At 64.7% G+C, this 21,110-nt stretch carries 21 protein-coding genes; 11 read left to right on the plus strand and 10 right to left on the minus strand.

Annotation, left to right across the window (positions count from 1 at the left end; translation table 11 throughout):
• Positions 1-14: 14 nt before the first annotated feature.
• Positions 15-1,142 (minus strand): cytochrome d ubiquinol oxidase subunit II, encoded by a 1,128-nt coding sequence (gene cydB / locus I6L36_RS05330; protein WP_109112901.1) that lies wholly within the window; start codon positions 1,140-1,142, stop codon positions 15-17.
• Positions 1,142-2,713, minus strand: a complete 1,572-nt coding sequence (locus tag I6L36_RS05335; protein ID WP_109112902.1) for a cytochrome ubiquinol oxidase subunit I — start codon at positions 2,711-2,713, stop codon at positions 1,142-1,144. The genes cydB and I6L36_RS05335 overlap by 1 nt, the downstream gene beginning before the upstream one ends.
• Positions 2,714-2,833: 120 nt before the next feature.
• Here I6L36_RS05335 and I6L36_RS05340 point away from each other — a divergent pair, with 120 nt between their 5' ends.
• Positions 2,834-4,282, plus strand: a complete 1,449-nt coding sequence (locus I6L36_RS05340; protein ID WP_045525377.1) for a PLP-dependent aminotransferase family protein — start codon at positions 2,834-2,836, stop codon at positions 4,280-4,282.
• Positions 4,283-4,308: 26 nt separating this feature from the next.
• On the opposite strand, the gene I6L36_RS05345 is transcribed toward I6L36_RS05340, so the two are convergent.
• Positions 4,309-4,767 carry a GNAT family N-acetyltransferase gene (locus tag I6L36_RS05345; protein ID WP_042865227.1) on the minus strand — a complete coding sequence of 153 codons (459 nt, stop codon included), beginning with the start codon at positions 4,765-4,767 and terminating at the stop codon, positions 4,309-4,311.
• Between the two features lie 159 nt (positions 4,768-4,926).
• Positions 4,927-5,577: a tellurite resistance TerB family protein gene (locus tag I6L36_RS05350; RefSeq protein ID WP_042015902.1), complete on the minus strand. Its 651-nt coding sequence runs from the start codon at positions 5,575-5,577 to the stop codon at positions 4,927-4,929.
• Positions 5,578-5,750: 173 nt separating this feature from the next.
• Between I6L36_RS05350 and I6L36_RS05355 the strand changes: the two genes are divergently transcribed.
• The 3 genes from I6L36_RS05355 to I6L36_RS05365 all read left to right on the plus strand — a co-directional run bounded on the left by I6L36_RS05355 (position 5,751) and on the right by I6L36_RS05365 (position 6,946).
• Positions 5,751-6,218, plus strand: a complete 468-nt coding sequence (locus I6L36_RS05355) for an acyl-CoA thioesterase (protein ID WP_010674201.1) — start codon at positions 5,751-5,753, stop codon at positions 6,216-6,218.
• Between the two features lie 84 nt (positions 6,219-6,302).
• Positions 6,303-6,458 (plus strand): pleiotropic regulatory protein RsmS, encoded by a 156-nt coding sequence (rsmS, locus tag I6L36_RS05360; RefSeq protein ID WP_010674200.1) that lies wholly within the window; start codon positions 6,303-6,305, stop codon positions 6,456-6,458.
• Positions 6,459-6,478: 20 nt separating this feature from the next.
• Positions 6,479-6,946 carry a GyrI-like domain-containing protein gene (locus I6L36_RS05365; protein WP_109113241.1) on the plus strand — a complete coding sequence of 156 codons (468 nt, stop codon included), beginning with the start codon at positions 6,479-6,481 and terminating at the stop codon, positions 6,944-6,946.
• Positions 6,947-6,962: 16 nt separating this feature from the next.
• Here I6L36_RS05365 and I6L36_RS05370 read toward each other — a convergent pair whose 3' ends face one another.
• Positions 6,963-7,805, minus strand: coding sequence for a LysR family transcriptional regulator (locus I6L36_RS05370; RefSeq protein ID WP_029314296.1), 843 nt, complete (start codon positions 7,803-7,805; stop codon positions 6,963-6,965).
• 116 nt (positions 7,806-7,921) lie between these two features.
• Between I6L36_RS05370 and I6L36_RS05375 the strand changes: the two genes are divergently transcribed.
• Together I6L36_RS05375 and I6L36_RS05380 are read left to right on the plus strand one after the other, a co-directional pair.
• A complete protein-coding gene (locus I6L36_RS05375) occupies positions 7,922-8,431 on the plus strand; it encodes a nucleoside deaminase (RefSeq protein WP_041212766.1) in 510 nt (169 codons plus the stop codon).
• Positions 8,424-9,656, plus strand: coding sequence for an MFS transporter (locus I6L36_RS05380; RefSeq protein ID WP_201920316.1), 1,233 nt, complete (start codon positions 8,424-8,426; stop codon positions 9,654-9,656). Before I6L36_RS05375 ends, I6L36_RS05380 begins: the two co-directional genes overlap by 8 nt.
• 86 nt (positions 9,657-9,742) lie before the next feature.
• Here I6L36_RS05380 and rluF read toward each other — a convergent pair whose 3' ends face one another.
• Positions 9,743-10,756 carry a 23S rRNA pseudouridine(2604) synthase RluF gene (gene rluF, locus I6L36_RS05385; protein ID WP_041212765.1) on the minus strand — a complete coding sequence of 338 codons (1,014 nt, stop codon included), beginning with the start codon at positions 10,754-10,756 and terminating at the stop codon, positions 9,743-9,745.
• Between the two features lie 570 nt (positions 10,757-11,326).
• Between rluF and gdhA the strand changes: the two genes are divergently transcribed.
• Both gdhA and I6L36_RS05395 read left to right on the plus strand, forming a co-directional pair.
• Positions 11,327-12,670 (plus strand): NADP-specific glutamate dehydrogenase, encoded by a 1,344-nt coding sequence (gene gdhA / locus I6L36_RS05390; protein ID WP_216987046.1) that lies wholly within the window; start codon positions 11,327-11,329, stop codon positions 12,668-12,670.
• A gap of 143 nt (positions 12,671-12,813) precedes the next feature.
• The gene (locus tag I6L36_RS05395) at positions 12,814-13,017 is read left to right on the plus strand and encodes a DUF3955 domain-containing protein (protein ID WP_109113306.1); all 204 of its coding nucleotides are present in this window, start codon (positions 12,814-12,816) and stop codon (positions 13,015-13,017) included.
• 24 nt (positions 13,018-13,041) lie between these two features.
• Here I6L36_RS05395 and I6L36_RS05400 read toward each other — a convergent pair whose 3' ends face one another.
• Entirely contained in the window at positions 13,042-13,410 is a 369-nt protein-coding gene (locus I6L36_RS05400; protein ID WP_042017439.1) for a VOC family protein, read from the minus strand.
• Between the two features lie 213 nt (positions 13,411-13,623).
• On the opposite strand from I6L36_RS05400, the gene I6L36_RS05405 reads away from it, so the two are divergent.
• The gene (locus I6L36_RS05405; protein WP_109113302.1) at positions 13,624-14,328 is read left to right on the plus strand and encodes an HNH endonuclease; all 705 of its coding nucleotides are present in this window, start codon (positions 13,624-13,626) and stop codon (positions 14,326-14,328) included.
• Between the two features lie 46 nt (positions 14,329-14,374).
• Here I6L36_RS05405 and I6L36_RS05410 read toward each other — a convergent pair whose 3' ends face one another.
• Positions 14,375-14,962: a histidine phosphatase family protein gene (locus I6L36_RS05410; protein ID WP_216987047.1), complete on the minus strand. Its 588-nt coding sequence runs from the start codon at positions 14,960-14,962 to the stop codon at positions 14,375-14,377.
• A gap of 448 nt (positions 14,963-15,410) precedes the next feature.
• Between I6L36_RS05410 and I6L36_RS05415 the strand changes: the two genes are divergently transcribed.
• On the plus strand, positions 15,411-17,519 hold the full coding sequence (locus tag I6L36_RS05415) for a bifunctional diguanylate cyclase/phosphodiesterase (RefSeq protein ID WP_254052422.1): 2,109 nt from the start codon (positions 15,411-15,413) through the stop codon (positions 17,517-17,519).
• A 163-nt stretch (positions 17,520-17,682) separates the two neighbouring features.
• Positions 17,683-17,970, plus strand: coding sequence for a hypothetical protein (locus I6L36_RS05420; RefSeq protein ID WP_041212754.1), 288 nt, complete (start codon positions 17,683-17,685; stop codon positions 17,968-17,970).
• A gap of 45 nt (positions 17,971-18,015) precedes the next feature.
• On the opposite strand, the gene I6L36_RS05425 is transcribed toward I6L36_RS05420, so the two are convergent.
• Both I6L36_RS05425 and speA read right to left on the minus strand, forming a co-directional pair.
• Positions 18,016-18,204: a hypothetical protein gene (locus I6L36_RS05425; RefSeq protein ID WP_010674183.1), complete on the minus strand. Its 189-nt coding sequence runs from the start codon at positions 18,202-18,204 to the stop codon at positions 18,016-18,018.
• 246 nt (positions 18,205-18,450) lie between these two features.
• On the minus strand, positions 18,451-20,352 hold the full coding sequence (gene speA, locus I6L36_RS05430) for a biosynthetic arginine decarboxylase (protein WP_109112905.1): 1,902 nt from the start codon (positions 20,350-20,352) through the stop codon (positions 18,451-18,453).
• Between the last annotated feature and the right edge of the window lie 758 nt (positions 20,353-21,110).

Consider the following 21,110-nt stretch of genomic DNA (forward strand, 5'->3'; position numbering starts at 1 on the left):
TGTGTTGAAGCGGATTAGTAGAGGCTGTGGCCGTGCTGGCGCACCTGCTCGGCGCTGACCCTGCCGCGCACCACCCGGTATACCCAGAGGGTGTAGCCGATGTTGACCGGCATCAGTACTCCGACGATCCCCAGCATGATAAGCAGGGTGCGCTCGCTGGAGGTGCTGTCCCACAGGGTCAGGCTGCTGGCCGGATCCAGGGACGAGGGCAGCACGAAGGGGAAGAGCGCGATGGCCATGGTCAGCATCATGGCGGCGCAGGCACCGCCGCTGGCAACGAGCGCCAGCCCGGACTTGCCGAAGCGGCTTGCCAGCGCGCACACCAGGGGCAGCAGGAGCCCGAGCACAGGCACGGCCCAGAGCACCGGATGGGCGACAAAGTTGCCAAGCCAGCCCGCCGGCACCGCCACCACCTCTTTCATCAGCGGAGTGAGGGCGCCGTTGAGATCGCCGATGGCCGTGATGCGATACCCCGCCATCTCTCCAAGCCAGACGCCGCCAAGGGCAAAGAGGGCGCTCGCCAGGGGGCCGAGCCAGAGGGCGAGGCGGGCGCTGCGCGCCGCTATGGCTCCCTGGGTCTTGCACTGCAGGAAGCTGGCACCGTGCAGCAAGAGCAGCGCCAGCGCCGTCCCCATGGCGGTCAACAGCAGCGGCCAGTGGAACGCAAAGGCGCCATAGTGGATGCGAAGGGCCGCATCGAAGCGAAACGGCAGCCCTTGCAGCACCAGGCCAAGGGTGGCACCAAACACCAGGGTCGGCAACAGACCACCCACCACCAGGGCGCGGTCCCACCAGCGGCGCCAGACCGGGTCCGGCAGCTTGCTGCGATAGTCAAAGCCCACCGGGCGCAAAAAGAGACCGAACAGCAGGAACATGAAGGGCACGTAAAGCGCCGAGAAGGCGGCGGCATAGACCAGGGGCCAGGCGGCAAACAGGGTGCCGGCACCGGCGATGAGCCACACCTGGTTGCCCTCCCACACCGGCCCTACGCTGTTGAGCAGCACCCGCCGCTCGTCATCCGTCTTGCCGACCACGGGCAGCAGCATGCCGACCCCGAGATCGAAGCCATCCATCACCACGAAGCCGACCAGCAGGAAGAGCACCAGCCCCCACCAGATCACTTTCAGGGTTTCGTAATCCATCAGGCAGGACTCCCGTTTTGCAACACTTCACCTTGATAACGACCCGTCTGCAGGCTGGCAGGCCCTTTGCGGATCACATGACGCAACAAGAACAGCTCCACCACCAGCAGGCTGCTGTAAATGAAGAAGATGGCGATGAGGCTGAACCAGAGCTGCCCCGGTTGCAGCAGGGAGACGGAGGCCGACACCGGCAGCACGTCGCTGATGGTCCAGGGCTGGCGACCGAACTCCGCCACGAACCAGCCCGCCTCGATGGCAATCCAGGGCAGCGGAATAGACCAGAGCAGGGCCCTGAGCAGCCGCGGGGATTGCACCAGCCTGCCCCGGCACAGCTGCAGGAAGGCGGCGGCAAAGAGTGCCAGCAGCGCCACGCCGATGCCCACCATCAGGCGAAAGCTCCAGAACAGTGGCGCCACCTGGGGGATGGAGTCCTCCACCGCCTTGGCGATGGCCCCCTCGTCCGCCTTGCCAATCTCCTTGGCATAGGGGGTGAGCAAGAGGCCGTAGCCCAGATCGCTGCGGTGGCGCTCGAAGGTGGCGCGGGCCGCCTGGTTGCTGCCATCTGCCCGCATCGCTTCGAGCGCCTCGTGGGCCAGCATGCCGCTGCGAATGCGCGCCTCGTGCTGCGCTTTCAGATCTTTGAGGCCCGTCACCTGCTCATCCAGGGAGCGGGTGGCGATGATGCCCATCAGATAGGGTATCTTGATGGCCGCGTGGGTGGTCTCGGCACGCTGATCCGGCAGGCCGAACAGGGTGAAAGAAGCCGGGGCGGACTCCGTCTCCCACTCCGCCTCGATGGCGGCGAGCTTGACCTTCTGCACCTCCCCCGAGCGATAGCCCGACTCGTCCCCGAGCACGATGACAGAGAGGATGGCCGCGAGGCCAAAACCCGAGGCGATGGCAAAGGATCGCAGGGAGAAGCGCACCTCCATGCCGCGCAGCAGATACCAGCTGCTCACCCCCATCACGAACAGGGAGGCCGCTACATAGCCCGCCGCCACCGTATGGACGAACTTGACCTGGGCCACCGGGTTGAAGATGACCGCGGCCACATCCACCAGCTCCATGCGCATGGTCATGGGGTTGAACTCGGCGCCGACCGGGTTTTGCATCCAGCCGTTGGCGATGAGGATCCAGAGGGCGGAGAGGTTGGAGCCGAGCGCCACCAGCATGGTCACCAGCAGGTGCTGACCGCGGGAGAGTTTGTCCCAGCCGAAGAAGAAAAGGCCCACCAATGTGGATTCGAGGAAGAAGGCCATCAGCCCCTCCACCGCCAGCGGCGTGCCGAAGATATCGCCGACATAGTGGGAGTAATAGGCCCAGTTGGTCCCGAACTGGAACTCCAGGGTGATCCCGGTGGTCACCCCCATCACGAAGTTGATGCCAAACAGCTTGCCCCAGAAGCGGGTGATGTCCTTGTAGATCACCTTGCCGGTCATCACGTAGGCCGACTCGGCGATCACCAGGATCCAGGACAGCCCCAGGGTGAGGGGCACAAACAGAAAGTGGAACATCGCCGTCGCCCCGAACTGTATTCGGGAGAGGCTGACCACATCATCCAGGCTTATCATGCATGACTCTCTATGTTGCATTTAACGGACAGGTTTTCGCCCGCCAAGTACACCATGGTCCATGACACCTATAACAGATGCAGTTATAGTGAAAAACACCTATAACAGTTTGGGCCCACCATGTCCCGCTACGGCCAGTTGGCAGACCAGCTGCAACAGCAGATCACGAGCGGCCTCTGGCAGCCGGGGGAGCGCATCCCCTCCATCCGCCAGAGCTGCAAGACCCACGGCCTCAGCCCCATGACGGTGCTCCAGGCCTATCAGCTGCTCGAAAGCCGCGGCCTCATCCTGGCGCGGCCCCAGTCCGGCTACTATGTCAAGGCCGCGAGCACGGCCCGGCGGGAGAGCCAGCCCCAGCAGGCCCGCTACAGCGGCTCGGTGGACATCAACGATCTGGTGTTCGAGGTGCTGCAGGCGAGCAAGTCACGGGAGCTGGTGCCCCTTGGCATGGCGGTGGCGGACCCGACCCTCTTCCCCCACCCCCAGCTCGGTCGGGCCCTCGGCAGTTGCATGCGCCGCCTCGATCCCTTCAGCACGGTGGCAGATCTGCCCCCCGGCAACGAGGCACTGCGCCGCGCCATCGCCCGGCGCTACGCCGGCGAGGGGATGGCGGTGGATCCCCAGCAGATCATCATCACCACGGGGGCCATGGAGGCGCTCTCCCTCAGTCTTCAGGTGCTGACCGAGCCCGGCGACTGGGTGGTGGTGGAGTCCCCCACCTTCTACGGCGCCCTGCAGGCCATCGAGCGGCTCAAGCTCAAGGTGGTGGAGATCCCGGTGATCCCCGGGGTGGGCATCGATCTCGCCCTGCTGGAGGAGGCCCTCGCCCAGCGCCCCGTCAAGGCGTGCTGGCTGATGGGCAATGTGCAGCACCCCCTCGGCCACACCATGCCGGATGAGCACAAGCAGGCGCTGATGGGGCTGCTCAACCGCCATCAGGTCCCCCTGGTGGAGGATGACGTCTATGCGGAGCTCTATGTCGGGCGCGAGCGGCCAAGGCCCATCACCCATTGGGATGCGCGGGGAGAGAGCCTGCTGTGCGGCTCCTGGACCAAGTGTCTGGCACCGGGCTTTCGGGTCGGCTGGGTGGTGGCGAAACGCCACGCAGAGCGCATCCAGCGGCTGCAACTGATGTCGACCCTGTCGACCAATGTGCCCAGTCAGCTGGCGCTGGCCGACATGCTGCGCCAGGGCGGGGTGGACGCCCACTTTCGCCGCCTGCGCCACACCCTGGCCCAGCGTCAGCAGCAGATGCGGGCAGCCCTGATGCGCCTCTTCCCCGAGGCGCGTATCTCCTCCCCCGACGGGGGCTACTTTCTCTGGCTCGAATTTGACGCCCGCCTCGATGGCCGGGCGCTCTATGCCAGCGCCATCGAGCAGGGGGTCTCCATCGCCCCCGGGGCCCTCTTCTCCAGCCAGGGCCAGCACAACCACTGCCTGCGCCTCAACAGCTCCCATCCCTGGAGCCCGCAGCTGGACGCGGCGCTCAACCGGCTTGCGGACCTCATCGCCCGGCAACGGGAAACCTGGCAGAACCCCCCTGACGCCTCACACGACAAGGGCCCGTAACGGGCCCTTTTGCAAGCGAGTGCGCCTTATCTGGCCATGGTCTGTGACTGGGCCTTGAAGCCCAGTTGCTCGTAGAGGGCCCTGGCCCGCTCGTTGAAAGCCATCACCTCCAGGCGTAGCTGGCTTGCGCCCCGAGCCTTGCCCCACTGGTCCCCGTGGGCGATCAGCGCCCGGCCGATGCCCCGGGAGCGCTGCCCCTCATCCACCACCACGGTCGTGATGCGGCAGACGGGCAGCTTGCTGAGAAAGGGGACGCTCTCGTTGAGGTCGATGCGGGCGGTGAGAAAACCCGCCACCTCCCCCGCCACCACCGCCACGCAGAAAAGACGCGCCTCGTCGGCAATGGCGCCGAGCAAGAAGGCCCTGTCCTCCGGGGACGGGGGGCAGAACACCTCGGGCACCTGCTCGAAGTGGAGCTGACCTATCTGCCGGTTCAGGGCCAGAATGGCGTCGATATCCTGTTCAGTTGCCTTGCGAATGTCCACCTGATGCTCCTTGCAGTGAGGGTCGCCAGCGAGGAAAGAGGCTCGGCGGTCACCCTTTGGAACCCGCATCTTATCGGCTCGTCACGGCAATCAACAGCCCCCGGCAACGACAAGGCCCCATGACGGGGCCTTGTGGACAATCCTGATGGCAATGCGGGCTCAGCCCGGCGCCCCCAGCTGGGCCACCTGGCGCTCTATGCTCCCCTTGAGGTTGTCATCCAGCTTCAAGGCGCGCGCCAGCTCGTCCAGATAGCCGCGCTCCATGAAGTGATCCACCTCGATGGTGAGCAGGGAGGCGAGGTAGACCTCGGTCGCCAGCTCCATGTCGGTCACTTCTCGCGCCAGGACATGGGGGTCGAGGGGGCGGGAGAGCTCGGCGTCAATCCAGCGGGCCGCATCCCGCTCCCCCTGTTCGGTCAGGTACTCCTGGATCTTCTGGCGCTCGGCGGCATCGATGTGGCCGTCGGCCCGGGCTGCCGCCACCATGGCGCGCACCAGCAGGTTGGCGCGGGCATCCAGGGCCTTGCCCTCCAGGGTGTCCAGGGGCTGGGTCGGCTGGGCCGGGGTGGACTGCTGGGTCTGCCAGTCCTGATAGAGCTTGTAGGCCAGCCCCCCGAGAGCCGCCGCCCCCCCCACCGCCGCCACCTTGGTGCCATATTTGCGCATCTTCTTGTTGCCAAGCAGCAGCGCCATGGCCCCGGCGGCCAATCCCCCCTGCGCCATGCCCTTCATCTGGGCCTTGCGCGTGTCACCACCGTCGTTGAGCCAGCCCTTGCCAGCTCCCATCAATTGCTCCAGCATCTGTTTCATGGGGCCTCCTCCCTCGCGTGATGAGTCATGCTGGGCCGCCTGCGCTGAACTCAAGGTGAATGACGGCGCAGACAAGAAGAGGCGCTGGTTGGATCAGTGTCGGCCCCGCCCGCTGCTATTGTCCCCGGGGGACAGCCAAGGAGTCCCCCCTTGCCTCGACATAAGGAAGTACCATGAGCGCCCGTGAACTGACCCTGCAATTTCTCGCCGAACCCGCCGACGTCAACTTTGGCGGCAAAGTCCATGGCGGCATGGTGATGAAGTGGATTGACCAGGCCGGCTACGCCTGCGCCGCCGGCTGGTGTGGCGGCTATGCCGTCACCGTCTATGTGGGGGGCATCCGCTTCTTGCGACCCATCCAGATAGGCCAGCTGGTGGAGGTACACGCCAAGGTGATCCACACCGGCACCACCAGCATGCACCTGGCGGTGGATGTCTACAGCCGCCACCCCACCGACCCGGAGCGGCGCAAGACCACCCACTGCATCATCATCTTCGTGGCCATGGACGAGCATGGCAAACCCACTCCGGTGCCCCAGTGGCAGCCGGTGAGCGAGAGCGATCTGCAGTTGCAGCAGTACGCCAAAAAGCTGATGGCCCTGCGCGAGGAGCTGGACAAGGAGATGCGCCAGCACATGTGACCTGTCCCGCCCCGGGCTGCCGGGGCGTGTCTTCGCGCCGCCGGGCGCTATAATGGCGACTACCCTTGCCCTTGAGAACCCAAGATGTCTCTGGAAAATGCCCCCCCCGAGGTCCAGCTCGCGGTGGATCTGATTGAACTGCTGGAAACCAACCACATCGCCCCCGCGCTGGCCCTGGCGGCACTCGCCATCGTTCGCCGGGATTATGAGCGCAAGCTCGAGGAAGGTCGGGAGGCCTGAGCGCCCCCGCAGGAGGCACCATGTCAGCCCCCATTCGCATCGAACAAGGCCGCGCCATGCTCCTCGGGGGGGTGCGCCGTCACCACCCCTTCGAGCAGGGGGACTTCGCCGGCCAGTGGCGCGACCTCAGCGCCCTGCTTCCCCTGCCGGGCCAGCTCGGGGAGCACGCCTATGGCGTCATCTGCGCCGCCACCGACACCCACTGCGAATACCTCTGCGGGGTGGAGGTCGCCGCCCTGGAGGTGCTGCCTCCCGGGCTTGGCCGCATGCGCATCGCCCCCCAGACCTACGCCATCTTCTTGCATCAGGGGCATGTCGCGCCCCTGCCGCACACCTGGCGCCAGGCCCTGGCGTGGCTCGCGCAATCGGACTATCAATCTGCCCAGCAGCCGGATTTCGAGCGCTACGGCGCCCGCTTTGACGCCGCCACCGGCAGCGGCGAAGTGGAAATCTGGCTCGCCGTGGTACCAAAACAGGCCCTGGCCTGACCCCTGGCCGCCCGGGCTACCTCGGCCCCATCACCTCGTCACAGAGCGCGATCAGCGCCTCCCCCAGCCGGGCGAGGGGCTCGCTCGTGCCCGGCCCCTGGTGCAGGGCCAGCTCCACCGAGCGCACTGCAGGCCAATGGGCCAGCACCACCTGATCCGGTTGCAACAGGCGCGCCGGCAGCAGGCTGACCCCGATCCCCGCGCTCACCGCCCCTTGCAGGCTGGCGAGACTGCCGCTCACGTAGGCGATGCGCCAGGGGATCCCCTCGGCATCCAGGGCGTCGGTCATCTGGCGCCGGTAGAGCCCCTCGCTTGGAAACACCACCAGAGGCAGGGGGTCGCGCCCGGCGGCGGGCCACTCCCGGCTGTCAACCCAGGCCAGGGGCTCGCGCCAGCGGGCGATGGGCTCCCCCTGGCCGCGCCCCTGCTTGATGAGGGCCAGATCCAGCTCTCCCCCTTCGAACGCCTGCCACAGGGCATGGCTGAGATCGCTTTGTACCTCCAGCCGCACCTGCGGGTGCGCGCGGGCGAAGGCGGCCAGCACCGGGGTCATGGCCCCCGCGGCAAAATCCTCCGGCACCCCGAGGCGCAGGGGGTGGCTCGCCTCGCTCACCCGCTCCCCCGCCCGGGCCAGCAACCCCAGGATGCGGCGCGCCAGCCCGAGCAGGGTCTCCCCCTGGGCCGTGGTCACCACCTGGCGGCCGGATCGGTCGAGCAGGGTGCAGCCCAGCTGCTGCTCCAGGCGGCGCATCTGCTGGCTCAGGGTGGACTGGGTGAGGTGGATACGCTCGGCGGCGCGGGTAAAGCTGCCGGTTTCGACGATGGCGACGAAGCTCTGCAGCAATTGGGGGTCCAGCAGGGGGCGCTCCATGGGCAATCTCCATTTATAAAACCACTGGAAGTCATTTTATCATTTAATTTCCAAATGATGCGGCGACCCTCTAGGCTGCTGTCCTCCCCCTTTTTTGCCAGGATATGACCATGCCACCCCCTTCCCAGTCCGGTGCCCGCCTCCTCAACTCCCTCACCGCTGCCTCGGCCCCCAGTCATCAGGAGTGGCTGGAGCAGGCCCTGCACCTGGCCCTGACCCATCGCCAGCAAGGGGGGCGACCCTTCGCCGCCCTGCTGGTGAGGGAGAACCGGCTGGTGGCGAGCGCCGTCAACCGCATGCTGGAGGCGGGGGACCCCACCCGTCACGCGGAGCTGGAAGCGCTGCGGGAAGGGAGTCGCCAGGGGCCGCTGGCCGGGGCCATCGTCTATGCCAGCGGGCACCCCTGCCCCATGTGCCTGTCGGCCCTGGTGATGAACGGCATCCAGGCGGTCTACTACGCCTTTGACAACGACGATGCCGCCCCCTTCGGCTATGACAGCCGCGCGGCCTACGCGGCCCTGCGACTGCCCCTGTGCCCGCCGCCCCTGCCCCTCATCAAGCTGGCGAGCCCCATCGCGGCCGAAACCCTCTACGGTCCCCTGCCCCATGCATAAGCGCCTCCTCCCCCCGGGCAGCGGCGCCTTGCTGGTGCTGGTGATCCTCATCGCCCTCAACCTGCGCCCCTTCCTCACCGCCATCGGCCCCCTGGCCCCTCGCATCGACGCGAGGCTGGCCCTCGGGGTGGATACCCTGGCCTGGGTCACCCTGCTGCCCCTCTGGCTTATCGGGGTCGGCGTGCTGCTCACCCCGGCGCTCCTGGGTCACACGGGCCCGCGCCCCCTGCTCGGGGCGGCCCTGCTGCTGCTCGCCCTTGGCAGCGCCCTGCGCCTCGACCTGGCGAGCGGCGCCCTGCTCATCGCCAGCGCCGCCCTGTGCGGGCTGGGCTCGGCCCTGGTGCAGGGGGTGCTGCCCGGCCTCATCAAGGAGGGGTTCGCCCAAAAGGTGCCCCTGGTGATGGGGATCGTCTCCGCCTGCATGATGGGGGGCGGGGCGCTCGGGGCCGTGCTCACCCCGCGCCTTGCCGAGTATCTGGACTGGTCTCGGGCGCTGGCGCTCTGGGGCCTGCCGGTGCTGCTGGCCCTCGGCTGGCTGGCCTGGCGGGTGCCCCTGCCTGCCCCGGCCAGCACGCCCGCCCCCACCGGGGAGCAGCGGCTGCTCCCCCTGCCCCGCACCTGGCTGCTCATCGCCTGCTTTGGCATCATCAACAGCGGCTACGGCATCGTCGTAGCCTGGCTGGCCCCGGCCTACATGGCGGCGGGCTGGAGCGCCCAGCAAGGGGGCGAGCTGGTGGCCTGGCTCGCCCTGGCCCAGACCGCGAGCGGCCTTGGCCTGCCCCTGCTGGCAGCCGGTCGGCTGGACCGCCGCCCCTGGATGGCGCTGGCCATCGCCATGCAGCTGGCGGGCTTTGGCGGCCTCTGGCTCGCTCCCCAGACCGCCCCCCTGCTCTGGTGCTTGCTGTGCGGCGCCGGGCTTGGGGGGAGCTTCTCCCTCATCATGGTGATTGCGCTGGATCACCTGCCCGACCCACGCCGGGCGGGCGCCCTCTGCGCCCTGATGCAGGGGGTCGGCTTCATGGTGGCGGCTACCGGCCCCTGGGTGGCGGCCCGCCTGCACCATGCAAGCGGTGACTTCGCCGCCGCCTGGCAGTGGCAGCTCGGTGCCCTGGTCCTGATGAGCCTGCTGGTGGTGCGTCTCAACCCGCGCCACTACCCAGGGGCCATGGGCCTGCCCCCGGAGCAGGCCATGGCTGTGCAGACGGCAGGCCACAAGCCTGCCTGATCCGGCGAGCACCGGCCTTGGGGGCCAGAAAGCACAACACCGGCCTTGGCCGGTGTTGTTCATCAGGGTGCGGGAAGGCCTGGCGCTCAGCGCCCCTTCTTCTGGCGCCCGCCCTGCCCTGGCCGCGGTTTGCCCGGGGCGGGTTTGCCCCCCTTGCCGGGCGCGCTTTTACCTGCCCCCCCTTTGCTGGCAGCCCCTTTACCCGCCCCGCCCTTGCCTACGGGACTCTTCTTCTCGAACGCCTCGGGACCCGGCACATTGGGCCGCCCGCCAATCTCGTGATCGTCGCTGCGCCGCGGCTTCTTGCCCTGGGCCGGGGTGCCGGCCGCAGCCGCCTTGGGCTTGGCAACCTGAGCCCCCTTGGCCGGTTTGGCCTCGGAGGAGGAGTCCTCAATCAGCTTGAACAGCTCGATCAGCTCGTCGTCGGTGAGATCGCGCCACTCCCCCACCGGCAGCCCCTTGAGGCTGACGTTCATGATGCGGATGCGCTCGAGCTTGGTCACCTCGAAGCCGAAGTGCTCGCACATGCGGCGGATCTGGCGGTTGAGCCCCTGCACCAGGGTGATGCGAAACACGAAGGGGGCCTCTCGCTTCACCTTGCACTTCTTGGTGACGGTGCCGAGGATGGGCACCCCGGCCGCCATGCCCCGGACGAACTCGTCGGTCACCGGCTTGTCCACGGTCACCAGGTACTCTTTCTCGTGATCGTTGCCCGCCCGCAGGATCTTGTTCACCAGATCCCCGTGGTTGGTGAGGAAGATGAGCCCCTGGGAGTCCTTGTCGAGTCGCCCTATGGGGAAGATGCGGGTACTGTGGTTGACGAAGTCGACGATGTTGTCCTTCTCCCCCGCCTCCGTGGTGCTGACGATGCCCACCGGCTTGTTGAGGGCGATGAAGACCAGGCTGTCGGCTTCGCGCGGCTCGATCACCTGACCGTTGACCTTGACCAGATCCCCGGCAAACACCTGATCCCCCACTCCGGCCCGCTTGCCGTTGATGAAGACGTTGCCCTGCTCGATGAAACGATCGGCCTCACGACGGGAGCAGATGCCGCTCTCGCTGATGTATTTGTTCAGGCGCATGGATTCATCGGCCAGCATGGGTCACCTCCCGGGTCGGATGGGCCTTGAGAATGGCTGGCTGGATCAGCCGCGCTGTGGTCGGGTTCGTCTGCATACAACTCCATGAAATAAGGGCCTGCGCCCTGCATGTTCGGCAAAAAACGCCGCTACAGTAGCACATTGCACGCGCCCGCGCCCGGCCCCGTCGCACCCTGGCCGCTGGCTCACAGGGGGTGCTGCCCTTGATGCAGCAGCAGGCCCCCATTATCCAGCGTGCGGTGACGCCGCGGCCCTGATTGGGCTGCACCGCACACTCCCCGCCTCTTTTCACTTCATGGTGCTCACTTCATGGGCCGGGCCCCCACCGCCGAAGATAGGGTGCGGCCTTTGGCAGATAGCCAGATGATCTAACGCTTGATATTTATCCAGCAAAAATGCATAAAAAGATTTTGGTCATCGCGAATTATCTGCTCTGACCCGCCGACGACGGGAAATGACACCCCCATCGGGGCGCAACTACGGGCCCCTTGAGCCCCGCGAACCCTGAAGACGGGCATGATCCCCTCTCTGGCAGGACGCCACTTTCATCATTCATGACAGGAGTTAAAGATGAGTCATTCCCTCTCCCAGGAGGCCTTTCTGGCCCAGGTCGCCAGCCGCAACCCCCACCAGCCCGAGTTCATCCAGGCCGTGAGCGAAGTGATCGCCTCCATCTGGCCCTATGTGGAGCGCCACCCCCGCTACCTGCAACACGGCCTGCTGGAGCGACTGGTGGAACCCGAGCGCCTGGTGCAGTTTCGGGTGAGCTGGGTGGATGACCAGGGCCAGGTGCAGGTGAATCGCGGCTACCGGGTGCAGCACAGCTCCGCCATCGGCCCCTTCAAGGGCGGCATGCGCTTCCACCCCTCGGTGGATCTCTCGGTGCTGAAATTCCTCGCCTTCGAGCAGACCTTCAAGAACGCCCTCACCACCCTGCCCATGGGCGGTGGCAAGGGGGGTAGCGATTTCGATCCCAAGGGCAAGAGCGAAGGAGAAGTGATGCGCTTCTGCCAGGCCCTGATGCTGGAGCTCTATCGCCACCTGGGGGCCAACACCGACGTGCCGGCGGGCGACATCGGGGTGGGCGGGCGCGAGGTGAGCTACATGGCGGGCATGATGAAGAAGCTCACCAACAGCGCCGAGTGCGTCTTCACCGGCAAGGGACTCTCCTTTGGCGGCAGCCTCATTCGTCCGGAAGCCACCGGCTACGGCCTGCTCTACTTTGTCGACGCCATGCTGGCCCATCGCGGCCAGTCCCTCGATGGCCTGCGGGTCTCGGTGTCGGGCTCGGGCAACGTGGCCCAGTACGCCATCGAGAAGGCGATGGCCCTCGGCGCCCGCGTTATCACCGCCTCCGACTCCGGCGGCACCGTCTATGATCCGGACGGCTTCACCCCCGAGAAGCTGGCCCGCCTGATGGTGCTTAAAAACGAGCAGCGCAAGCGGGTGGCGGATTACGCCCATGAGCTCGGGCTCGAGTTCTTCAGCGGCCGCACCCCCTGGCACCTGGCGACCGACGTCGCCCTCCCCTGCGCCACCCAGAACGAGCTGGATGCCGAAGATGCGGTGCAGCTTATTGCCAACGGCGTGCAGTTGGTGGCCGAGGGGGCCAACATGCCCTCCAGCGCCGCCGCCATCCGTCTCTTCCACGAAGCAAAGGTGTTGTTTGCCCCGGGCAAGGCGGCCAACGCCGGCGGGGTTGCCACCTCGGGCCTCGAGATGAGCCAGAATGCCCAGCGCCTCTCCTGGACCCGGGAGGAGGTGGACGCCCGCCTCAAGGGGATCATGACCAGCATCCATGCCACCTGTGTCCGTTACGGTCAGGATGATGACCATGTGAACTACGAAAGCGGCGCCAATATTGCCGGCTTCGTCAAGGTCGCCGACGCCATGCTGGCGCAAGGGGTCTGCTGAACGCCTTGGCCCGGGGCTTCCCCCTCAACACAACGGCAGCCCTCGGGCTGCCGTTGTGTTTGGTGCCTGGCGCGACTTCACACTCGCTTCACCCAGGCATGAAAGTCTCCCATCCGTTCCATCTCGCTGACGAGGATGACAAGATGACGATGAAAATAGGTGCCCTGCTGATCCTGGCCGGGCTCGGCTGCTTTGTGGCCTTCAACCTGCTGGGCTCCACAGTGGATGCACAGGGATTCCTGCACGAGCCCTTCGCCCTGCTGCCCCTGGGCTATCTGCTGCTCTTCACCGGCATGGTGCTCACCGTGATCCCTCTGCTGCGCAAGGGGCGCACCAGGGAGCAATGACACAAATCGCAAGGTGCCAAGAGCTCAGCAATAGCGGCTGATCTCGATGAGGTTCCGATCCGGGTCCAGGCAATAGACCGATTCGATGGGACCACAGGCACCGCTTTTCATCACTGGCCCCTCCACTATTTCGACCCCCTGGCTCGCCAGCTGGGCCATCACCTGATCCAGGGGCCAGCGGGTGATGAGGCAGAGATCCCCCGACCCCACCTGCGCCCGGTTGCGCGCCTCCTCCCCCAGCAGTTGCAGATTGATCTTCTGGTTGCCAAAGCGCAGCGCCCGGCGCCCCGCCCCGAAGGTGATGGGCTCCATCTTGAAGGCGCCGCTGTAAAACGCCACCGCCCGCTCAATGTCGCTGACCGTCAATACCAGATGGTCGATATGACTTATCATGCTTGCTCCCTGTCATGTTGATTGCCGCACCATCATACCCAGTTCCCTTGGCAGAGACTGTGCCTTGGCCCGCAAAGCCTTTCGTCCTGATTGCCCAACTGAAAGAAGCCAAGAAGACCCAACTACTGCTTGGCATCATCAATGTATTGATAATATGAGGGTTTATTAACCTTTCTACTGAACTTCGGCTTCGATTGAGTTAACCTTCTTGCAATGAAATACAACTCGGACGAGTCGGCTTTGCGCAACATATGGACAGAAGAAGAGTTAAGGGCGACGGTGACCGCCTATCTGGAGATGTACAAGAAGGAGTTGGAAGGCACTACCTTTGTCAAAAAGCACTATTACGCAGAGTTAGCGGCTCGATTCCAACGGTCCGATAAGTCGTTTGAATATCGGATGCAAAATATCTCTTACGTCTGCGTCTTGATGGGCAGAGCCTGGGTCTCTGGGCTAAAACCGGCCAAGAATGTAGGGGCGCAGAATGCGTCTATTATTGAACGCCTGATCTGTGAGTTAGACGGACAACCGTTTAGCGGACAAGCAGAATTCGAACATCAGGTCATCCAATACAAGGAGAAACCCATCTCTCCTCATCCCCCAGGTATAGAAGAGCCATCCCTGCGCTACCTGACCACAACAAGTTATGTGAGGGATCCCCAGGTCAAAGCCTGGGTGCTGGTGGCCGCAGCCGCGAAATGTGAGGGTTGTGATGCACAAGCCCCCTTTACCACGGCAACCGGAGAACCTTTTCTCGAGGTGCATCACCTGCGCACCTTGGCTGACGGAGGCTCGGATACCATCAACAATACGGTGGCGCTCTGCCCTAACTGCCATCGCGAGCTTCACTATGGCGCCAATCAGGTAGAGAAACGCGATGCACTCTATCGAAAGCTACCCAGGCTGAAGAGAGAATAATCCCCAGCCCTCAAAGCGGCCCCCATTGCGGGCCGCCTTCGTGTGGTCAGCAGGCAATCCGCTCTATGCGACCGCCACTGAGTTTGAAGAAGGCATCTTGCGGCAGCTCCTGCAGCCAGGTGGTGGTGTAGTCCAGATCCGCATAGGCGCCGCGCAGCATGGCGCCAAAGAGACCGTGAGAAACCACGATGGCCTGCTCGGCAATGTGCTCGTCCTCAAGCCATTGCCGGGCCCGGCGCTGAATGCTCTCAAAACTCTCACCATGGGGAGCCCGCAGATACCAGTCCGGCTCCTCCAGATCCAGCTCGGGGTGGGCCGCCAGCAACTCGGGCACCCGGCAACCCTCCCACTCCCCCATCCCCAGCTCCACCAGCCGCTCGTCCCAGATGATGCGCTCCTGGTCCAAGCCAAGCTGCTGACACACCCGCTCCGCCGTCTGCCGTGCCCGGCCGAGGGGGCTGGCGTAGATCGTCCAGTCGGTGGGCTCGGCCAGGAGCTTGGCCAGACGGGCCCCCATGGCGAGGGCCTGGGCTTCGCCCCTGGGGGTCAGCTCGGAGTTGCAACGCCCCTGCAACCGCAATTCGGCGTTGTAACGGGTCTGGCCATGGCGCAGCAAATAGAGGGTTCGAGACATGGTTTCTCCAGCAGAGTCAACGAGATAAGAAAACAGGGGGAAGATGATAACAGATGTACCGGGTCAACCAAGACCCGGAGGATGCAGGCTTGTGCTGACTCCTTGAGCGCATGGCCTGCGGCTATCGTGAAAGGACGACAGGGGGTGCGCGCCTTTATCGCACAGGCGCCTTGTGCGCATACCACACGCCTTCGCCACGGGCCCGCCAGCGCCGTGGCAAGCGCCCCATGCCCCCCTATCTTGTTGTTCAGACGGGATAAAATGGGGATGTGCCGGTTTATCGGTCACAGGATGGCGGCCAATGCCAGAAAAGACAGAGTTTTTGCTCTGATCCGGGGGCCATTTTGGTACGTATCTCTGGCTCATGACAGGGACGCCTGGTGTACAATCTGCCACCCGATTTCCCCTGACCCGGCCCAGGCTCAGGCCCTGATGTACCCCAGAGTAAATGAACGTGACCCCAACCCACCCCATGCTCGACAGTTATTACAGCCAGGATCTGGTGTTCTTCTCCATCCTGGTGGCGGTGCTCGCCTCCTACACGGCGCTGACCATGACCAGCCGGGTGAGCCAGAGCCGGGGACGGGCCGCCGTGCTCTGGCTAGCGGGGGGAGCCTTCGCCATGGGGCTCGGCATCTGGTCCATGCATTTTATCGGCATGCTCGCCTTCAACCTGCCCATCGCGCTGGGATACGATCTGACCCTCACCGGTCTCTCCCTGGTGGCGGCTATCGGCTCCTCGGCCTTTGCGCTCTGGCTGGTGAGTCGTCCCCAGCTCCCCTGGCACCAGATCCTGTTCGGGGCCGTGCTGATGGGGGCCGGCATCGCCACCATGCACTACATCGGCATGGCGGCCATGAAGATAACGCCCGGCATCCACTACCTGCCTGGGCTTTTCATCCTCTCCATCCTCATCGCGGTATTCGCCTCGGGTGCCGCGCTCTGGATAGCGTTTCGCCTGCGCAACAGCTCGCCCCGCGCCTTCTTCAGCAAGGCTCTCGCCTCCCTCGTCATGGGGGGCGCCATCATCGGCATGCACTACACCGGCATGGCGGCGGCCCAGTTCCCCGCAGAGAGCCTGTGCGGGGCCCTCTACACCGGTCTCAATACCCAGTGGCTGGCAACCGTGGTCATCATAGTGACCCTGGCGGTGTTCGCCATCGCCTTCGTGCTCTCCATGCTGGATGCCCACGCCGCCAGGCTCTCCACCTCCCTGCATCAGGCCCACGACGAGCTGCTCAAGCTGGCGCTCCATGACAGCCTGACCCGGCTGCCCAACCGGCTGCTGTTTGCCGACCGGCTGGAGCAGCGCATCCAGGAGTGCCAGCACAGCCAGCGCAGCTTCTCCCTGCTGTTTCTCGATCTCGACGGCTTCAAGATCATCAACGATGCCCACGGCCACCACACCGGGGATCTGCTGCTGGCCGAGGTGGCCCAGCGCATCACCGGCCTGCTCGGAGCCAGCGACACCGCCTCGCGCTTTGGCGGGGACGAGTTCGTGCTGGCACTGGCGCCGGGGGATGTGAGCCAGACCACGGCCTTTGCCGAGCGGCTGCTGGCCACCCTGGCCCGGCCCTATGAGTGGGAGCACCACAGCCTGCACATCACCGCCAGCATCGGCATTGCCGTCTATCCCCAGGATGGCACCAGCCTGCACGAGCTGACCCTCAACGCCGATGCCGCCATGTATTACGCCAAGGAGCAGGGGCGCAACGACTACTACTACTTCGACAGCGCCATGAACGCCAACGCCCACCAGCAGTTCCTGCTGCACAAGGAGCTGCAACACGCCCTGGAGCGGGGGGAGCTGGCCCTGCACTACCAGCCCAAATACTGTGCCCGCAGCGGCCAGGTGGTCGGAGCCGAGGCCCTGCTGCGCTGGCAGCACCCGGAGCATGGTGCCGTCTCGCCGGCCAGCTTCCTGCCGCTGGCGGAGAAGAGCAGGCTCATCATCCCCATCGGCAACTGGGTCATCGACGAGGCGTGCCGCCAGATGAGCGCCTGGCGGGCGGCGGGTCATCACGACTGGAGCGTGGCGGTCAATCTCTCCACCATCCAGCTCGCCAGCCCCGGGCTGCTGGAGGAGGTGCAGGGCGCCCTCGCCCGCCATCGGCTCGAGGCCCGTCACCTGACCCTGGAGATCACCGAATCCACCGCCATGCAGAAGGCCGAGGAGAGCCTCGCCATCCTCAACCGCCTGGCCGAGCTCGGCCTTGGCATCTCCATCGACGACTTCGGCACCGGCTACTCCAGCCTGCTCTACCTCAAGCGCTTCCCCGCCAACGAGCTCAAGATTGACCGGGGCTTTGTCACCACCCTGGAGCGGGGAGGCGATGATGCCACCATCATCGCCGCCATCATCGCCCTGGGTCAGGCCCTGGAGATGCGCATCGTGGCAGAGGGGGTGGAAACCCCGGAGCAGCGCGACCTGCTGACCGAGCTGGGCTGCGACACCTTGCAGGGCTACCTGCTCGGACGCCCCATGACCGGGGAGCAACTGCTTGTCCACTGCGCTCCCGAGACTCCCCAACGGGTGCTGGAAGGTGTGCTTGCCTGACAAGCAGGTGGGGCGCTGCGCCCGTGTCGCCAGGGCCATCACCAGCCCGATTGCGTCCCTTCACGACTCAAGGTAGTCTGCTGCAAGACTCGAATGCTCCTTTATCTTGCCGGGCGCATCGAGCGCCCCCATGGCAGATCACCCGTTCAGAGGAGCCACATCCATGGCCAGATACCAGTTCTTCAGCGTCCCCGCCTCCCGCCGTCAGCAATATACCTATGTCGACATGGCCTCCCCCACCTTCCTCACGGAGAAGGAGGCGCTGCTGACGCAAGGGTTCGAGGTGGAAGAGGATTTCATCGACGCGGCCACTCCCCGCGAGGCGGTGGAGAAGTACAGATCCGGTTTTCTCTACGTAGCGGACGAGATAGGCAAGTCAGACGAGGCCTATGCGGCGGCAACGGCCTTGCTGGAGATGGGCAAGAAGATCCTGGGCCGCAAGGCGGGCTGAGCAAGGCGGGCCGCCGGGGCGATACCCCCGATGGCCCGCAGGCAGTCAGCGTTGGGGGTGCTGGCGGAGCATCTCCACCAGCTCCTCTTCACTGCCGGGTTCATGGGCAAGCTGCAGGCTGGGGGCGGCGCCCCCCATCAGCATATAAACGTGAGTGCTGCAGTGATCGTAGTGATACCACTTACCGTCGATACAGACGTCGGTATAGCATCTCGGGTCCCTCTTGAGTTCCATACGCACATCCTTATGTGTCATTCACCAACATCACTCTTGACCGTAAAATAAGGGACCTAAGTCCCCCTTGACCTGGATCAAGGGTGGTGACGGGCAGAAGCGGGCAGTGGCCGGGGCGGGATGCCGCCAGCCCGGGTGACCGAGCCCGCCAACCGGACCCAGCCAGGCAACAGCGCAACAAAAACGGCGCCCGAAGGCGCCGTTTTTCATGTCCGTCATTTGACCGACGAGGAACAAGCCGATGGCTTATTCGTCTTCCAGGTAGGCGTAGCCTTGCAGACCCAGCTCCAGCTCGTCGAGCAGGGCCTTGCGGGTCTCGTCGTCCAGCGCCGGGTGGGAGACGATGCGCTGGTAGTTCTCGCGGATCACGGACGGGTCGATGTTGACGTAACGCAGCAGCTGGTCCACGGTGTCGCCACGCACCACGTTGCGGATGTCCATCTTGCCTTCTTCATCCAGCCACACTTCCGCGCAGTGGGTGTCACCAAACAGGTTGTGCAGATCCCCCAGGATCTCCTGATAGGCACCCACCAGGAAGAAGCCGACGTGGCACTCTTCGTCTTCACCGTAGACCGGCATCGGCAGGGTGCTTTCCACCCCCAGACCGTCGACGTAGTGCTCCACCTGACCGTCGGAGTCACAGGTGATGTCCATCAGGATGCCGCGGCGGGTGAGCGGACGCTCGAGGCCGGCCAGCGGCATCACCGGGAACACCTGACCGATACCCCAGGCATCCGGCAGGGACTGGAACAGGGAGAAGTTGGCAAAGCACTTGTCCGCCAGCTTCTCGGAGAGCTCGTCGGCCAGGGCGCGGTGGTTGCGGTTGACTGGGTTCAGCAGCTCCTTGAGCGCCAGACAGGTGTTCTGGTGCAGCATCTCGGCCCAGGCACGTTGCTCCAGGTTCAAGAGGCCCATGGTGTACTGGGCGTTGACGTCACCGAGATCCGCCACGGAGTCGTGGAAGATCTCCAGCAGGGAGGGATCTTCACCGCGCAGGTCCAGCCAACCTTTCCACATGTTCTGCATAATGGTGGGCGCGTCTTCGTCCGGGGCGCTGATGTCGTTCACCTCCACCCCTTCGGCACCAATGATGTTGGTGACCAGCACGGCGTGGTGTGCAGTCAGGGCACGGCCGGACTCGCTGATGATGGTCGGGTGCGGCAGGTCGAACTCGCGGCACACATCGCCGATGCCCCAGACCACGTTGTTGGCGTACTCGGAGAGGCTGTAGTTCGCGGAGCAGTGGCTCTGGGAGCGGGTGCCCTCATAGTCCACCCCGAGGCCGCCGCCCACGTCCACCACCTCGACCTTGGCGCCAAGACGGCACAGCTCGGCGTAGAAGCGGCCGCACTCGCGGATGCCGCCCTGGATGTCGCGGATGTTGGCGATCTGGGAGCCCAGGTGGAAGTGCAGCAGTTGCAGGCAGTCCAGCTTGCCGAGGCTGCGCAGACGCTCCACCAGCGACAGGATCTGGGAGGCAGAGAGGCCGAACTTGGACATGGAACCGCCGCTCGATTCCCACATGCCGGAGCCGGTGGACGCCAGACGGGCGCGCACCCCGATGTTGGGCTTGATGTTGAGACGAGCAGACTCGTCGAGCACCATTTCCAGCTCGGAGGGCTTCTCCACCACGATGTAGACCTTGTGGCCCATCAGGTTGCCCAGGAGGGCGTGGCGGATGTATTCGCGGTCCTTGTAACCGTTGCAGACGATCACGGACCCTTGCTCATGATGATGGGACAGCACGGCCAGCAACTCGGGCTTGGAGCCCGCTTCCAGCCCAAGCCGGGGCTTGTCGCTGTAGGACTGACTGATGGTCTCGATGACGCGGCGCTGCTGGTTTACCTTGATCGGGTAAACACACAGGTAATCCCCTTCATAGCCTGACTTTTCGATGGCCTGACCGAAGGCGTTGAACAGCGCATCGACCCGGCTCTTGAGGATGTCGGGGAAACGCAGCAACACCGGCGTGGTCAGCCCGGACTGGCGCAGTTGCTCGATGGCCTCGGACAGCACGATCTGAGCCTCGGGGCGAGACTTGTCGGGAGAGACGGTCACATGACCGGCGTCATTGATATTGAAAAAACCCGCACCCCAGTAGGGAACGTTGTAGACCTTCAAGGAGTCCTTGCTGGACCAGTTAGTCATGGGCTATGCCTCGCAAATGAGCGGCCGTAGGCCGCCTTCGTTACCCTCAATCACATCCAGACCATTGATTGCAAAATGCGGCAAGCCAGAGCGGCCTGCTGACGTTGGACCCGCAACGGAGCATGCTCCGCCACATCCTGTTCATTGCACATCGCGGCAAGCCAAGGCTGCCTGGTGGATCTTGGGAAGTAACGAGTCTTGATGTGGGGCTGGTGGCTTTACATCAAGCTCAACGGTATGCGGTAACACCTTGCCGGCGTACCGCGGTACTTTGATGACAATCGGCATCAGCCACGCCGTTTGTTCATCATTCGGCAGCCATCCCGACGGACAGGAGAGGGTTTCAAGGAAGAGAAGGGAAGACGTCAGCACGCATCGTGTTGATGGACGACAACCACTACGACCCGCTCAACGCCAGTGACCGCCCATGACAAGGGAGATGATGAGCCCGAAGCCCACTCGGTCAGCTGAAAGATGAGAGTCCGTTGTTCTCCCTGATACCGGAGCCTAACCGGTATTAAAGAAACCATTCCCCAGCAGTGTCTGTCGTTTCTGCGTGCCTCGCCCTATAGGCGTCATGATCCTGCGGGTCTGGCGGACACGGCCTGCGCAGGGTTGCCCTTGGATCGGCGCGGAGTGTACACACTTACCGCAGCCAGTGACAATAAAAAATCGTGTTAAAAAACGGGTTTTCATCGGGGGGCAAAATCTCGCTGCCAGCAAGGCGGGCTCTGGGATGGCGGGGGATGGGAGTGCGT

It is taken from the genome of Aeromonas sp. FDAARGOS 1406 (assembly GCF_019048565.1).
In the GTDB taxonomy this organism is placed as follows: domain Bacteria; phylum Pseudomonadota; class Gammaproteobacteria; order Enterobacterales; family Aeromonadaceae; genus Aeromonas; species Aeromonas caviae.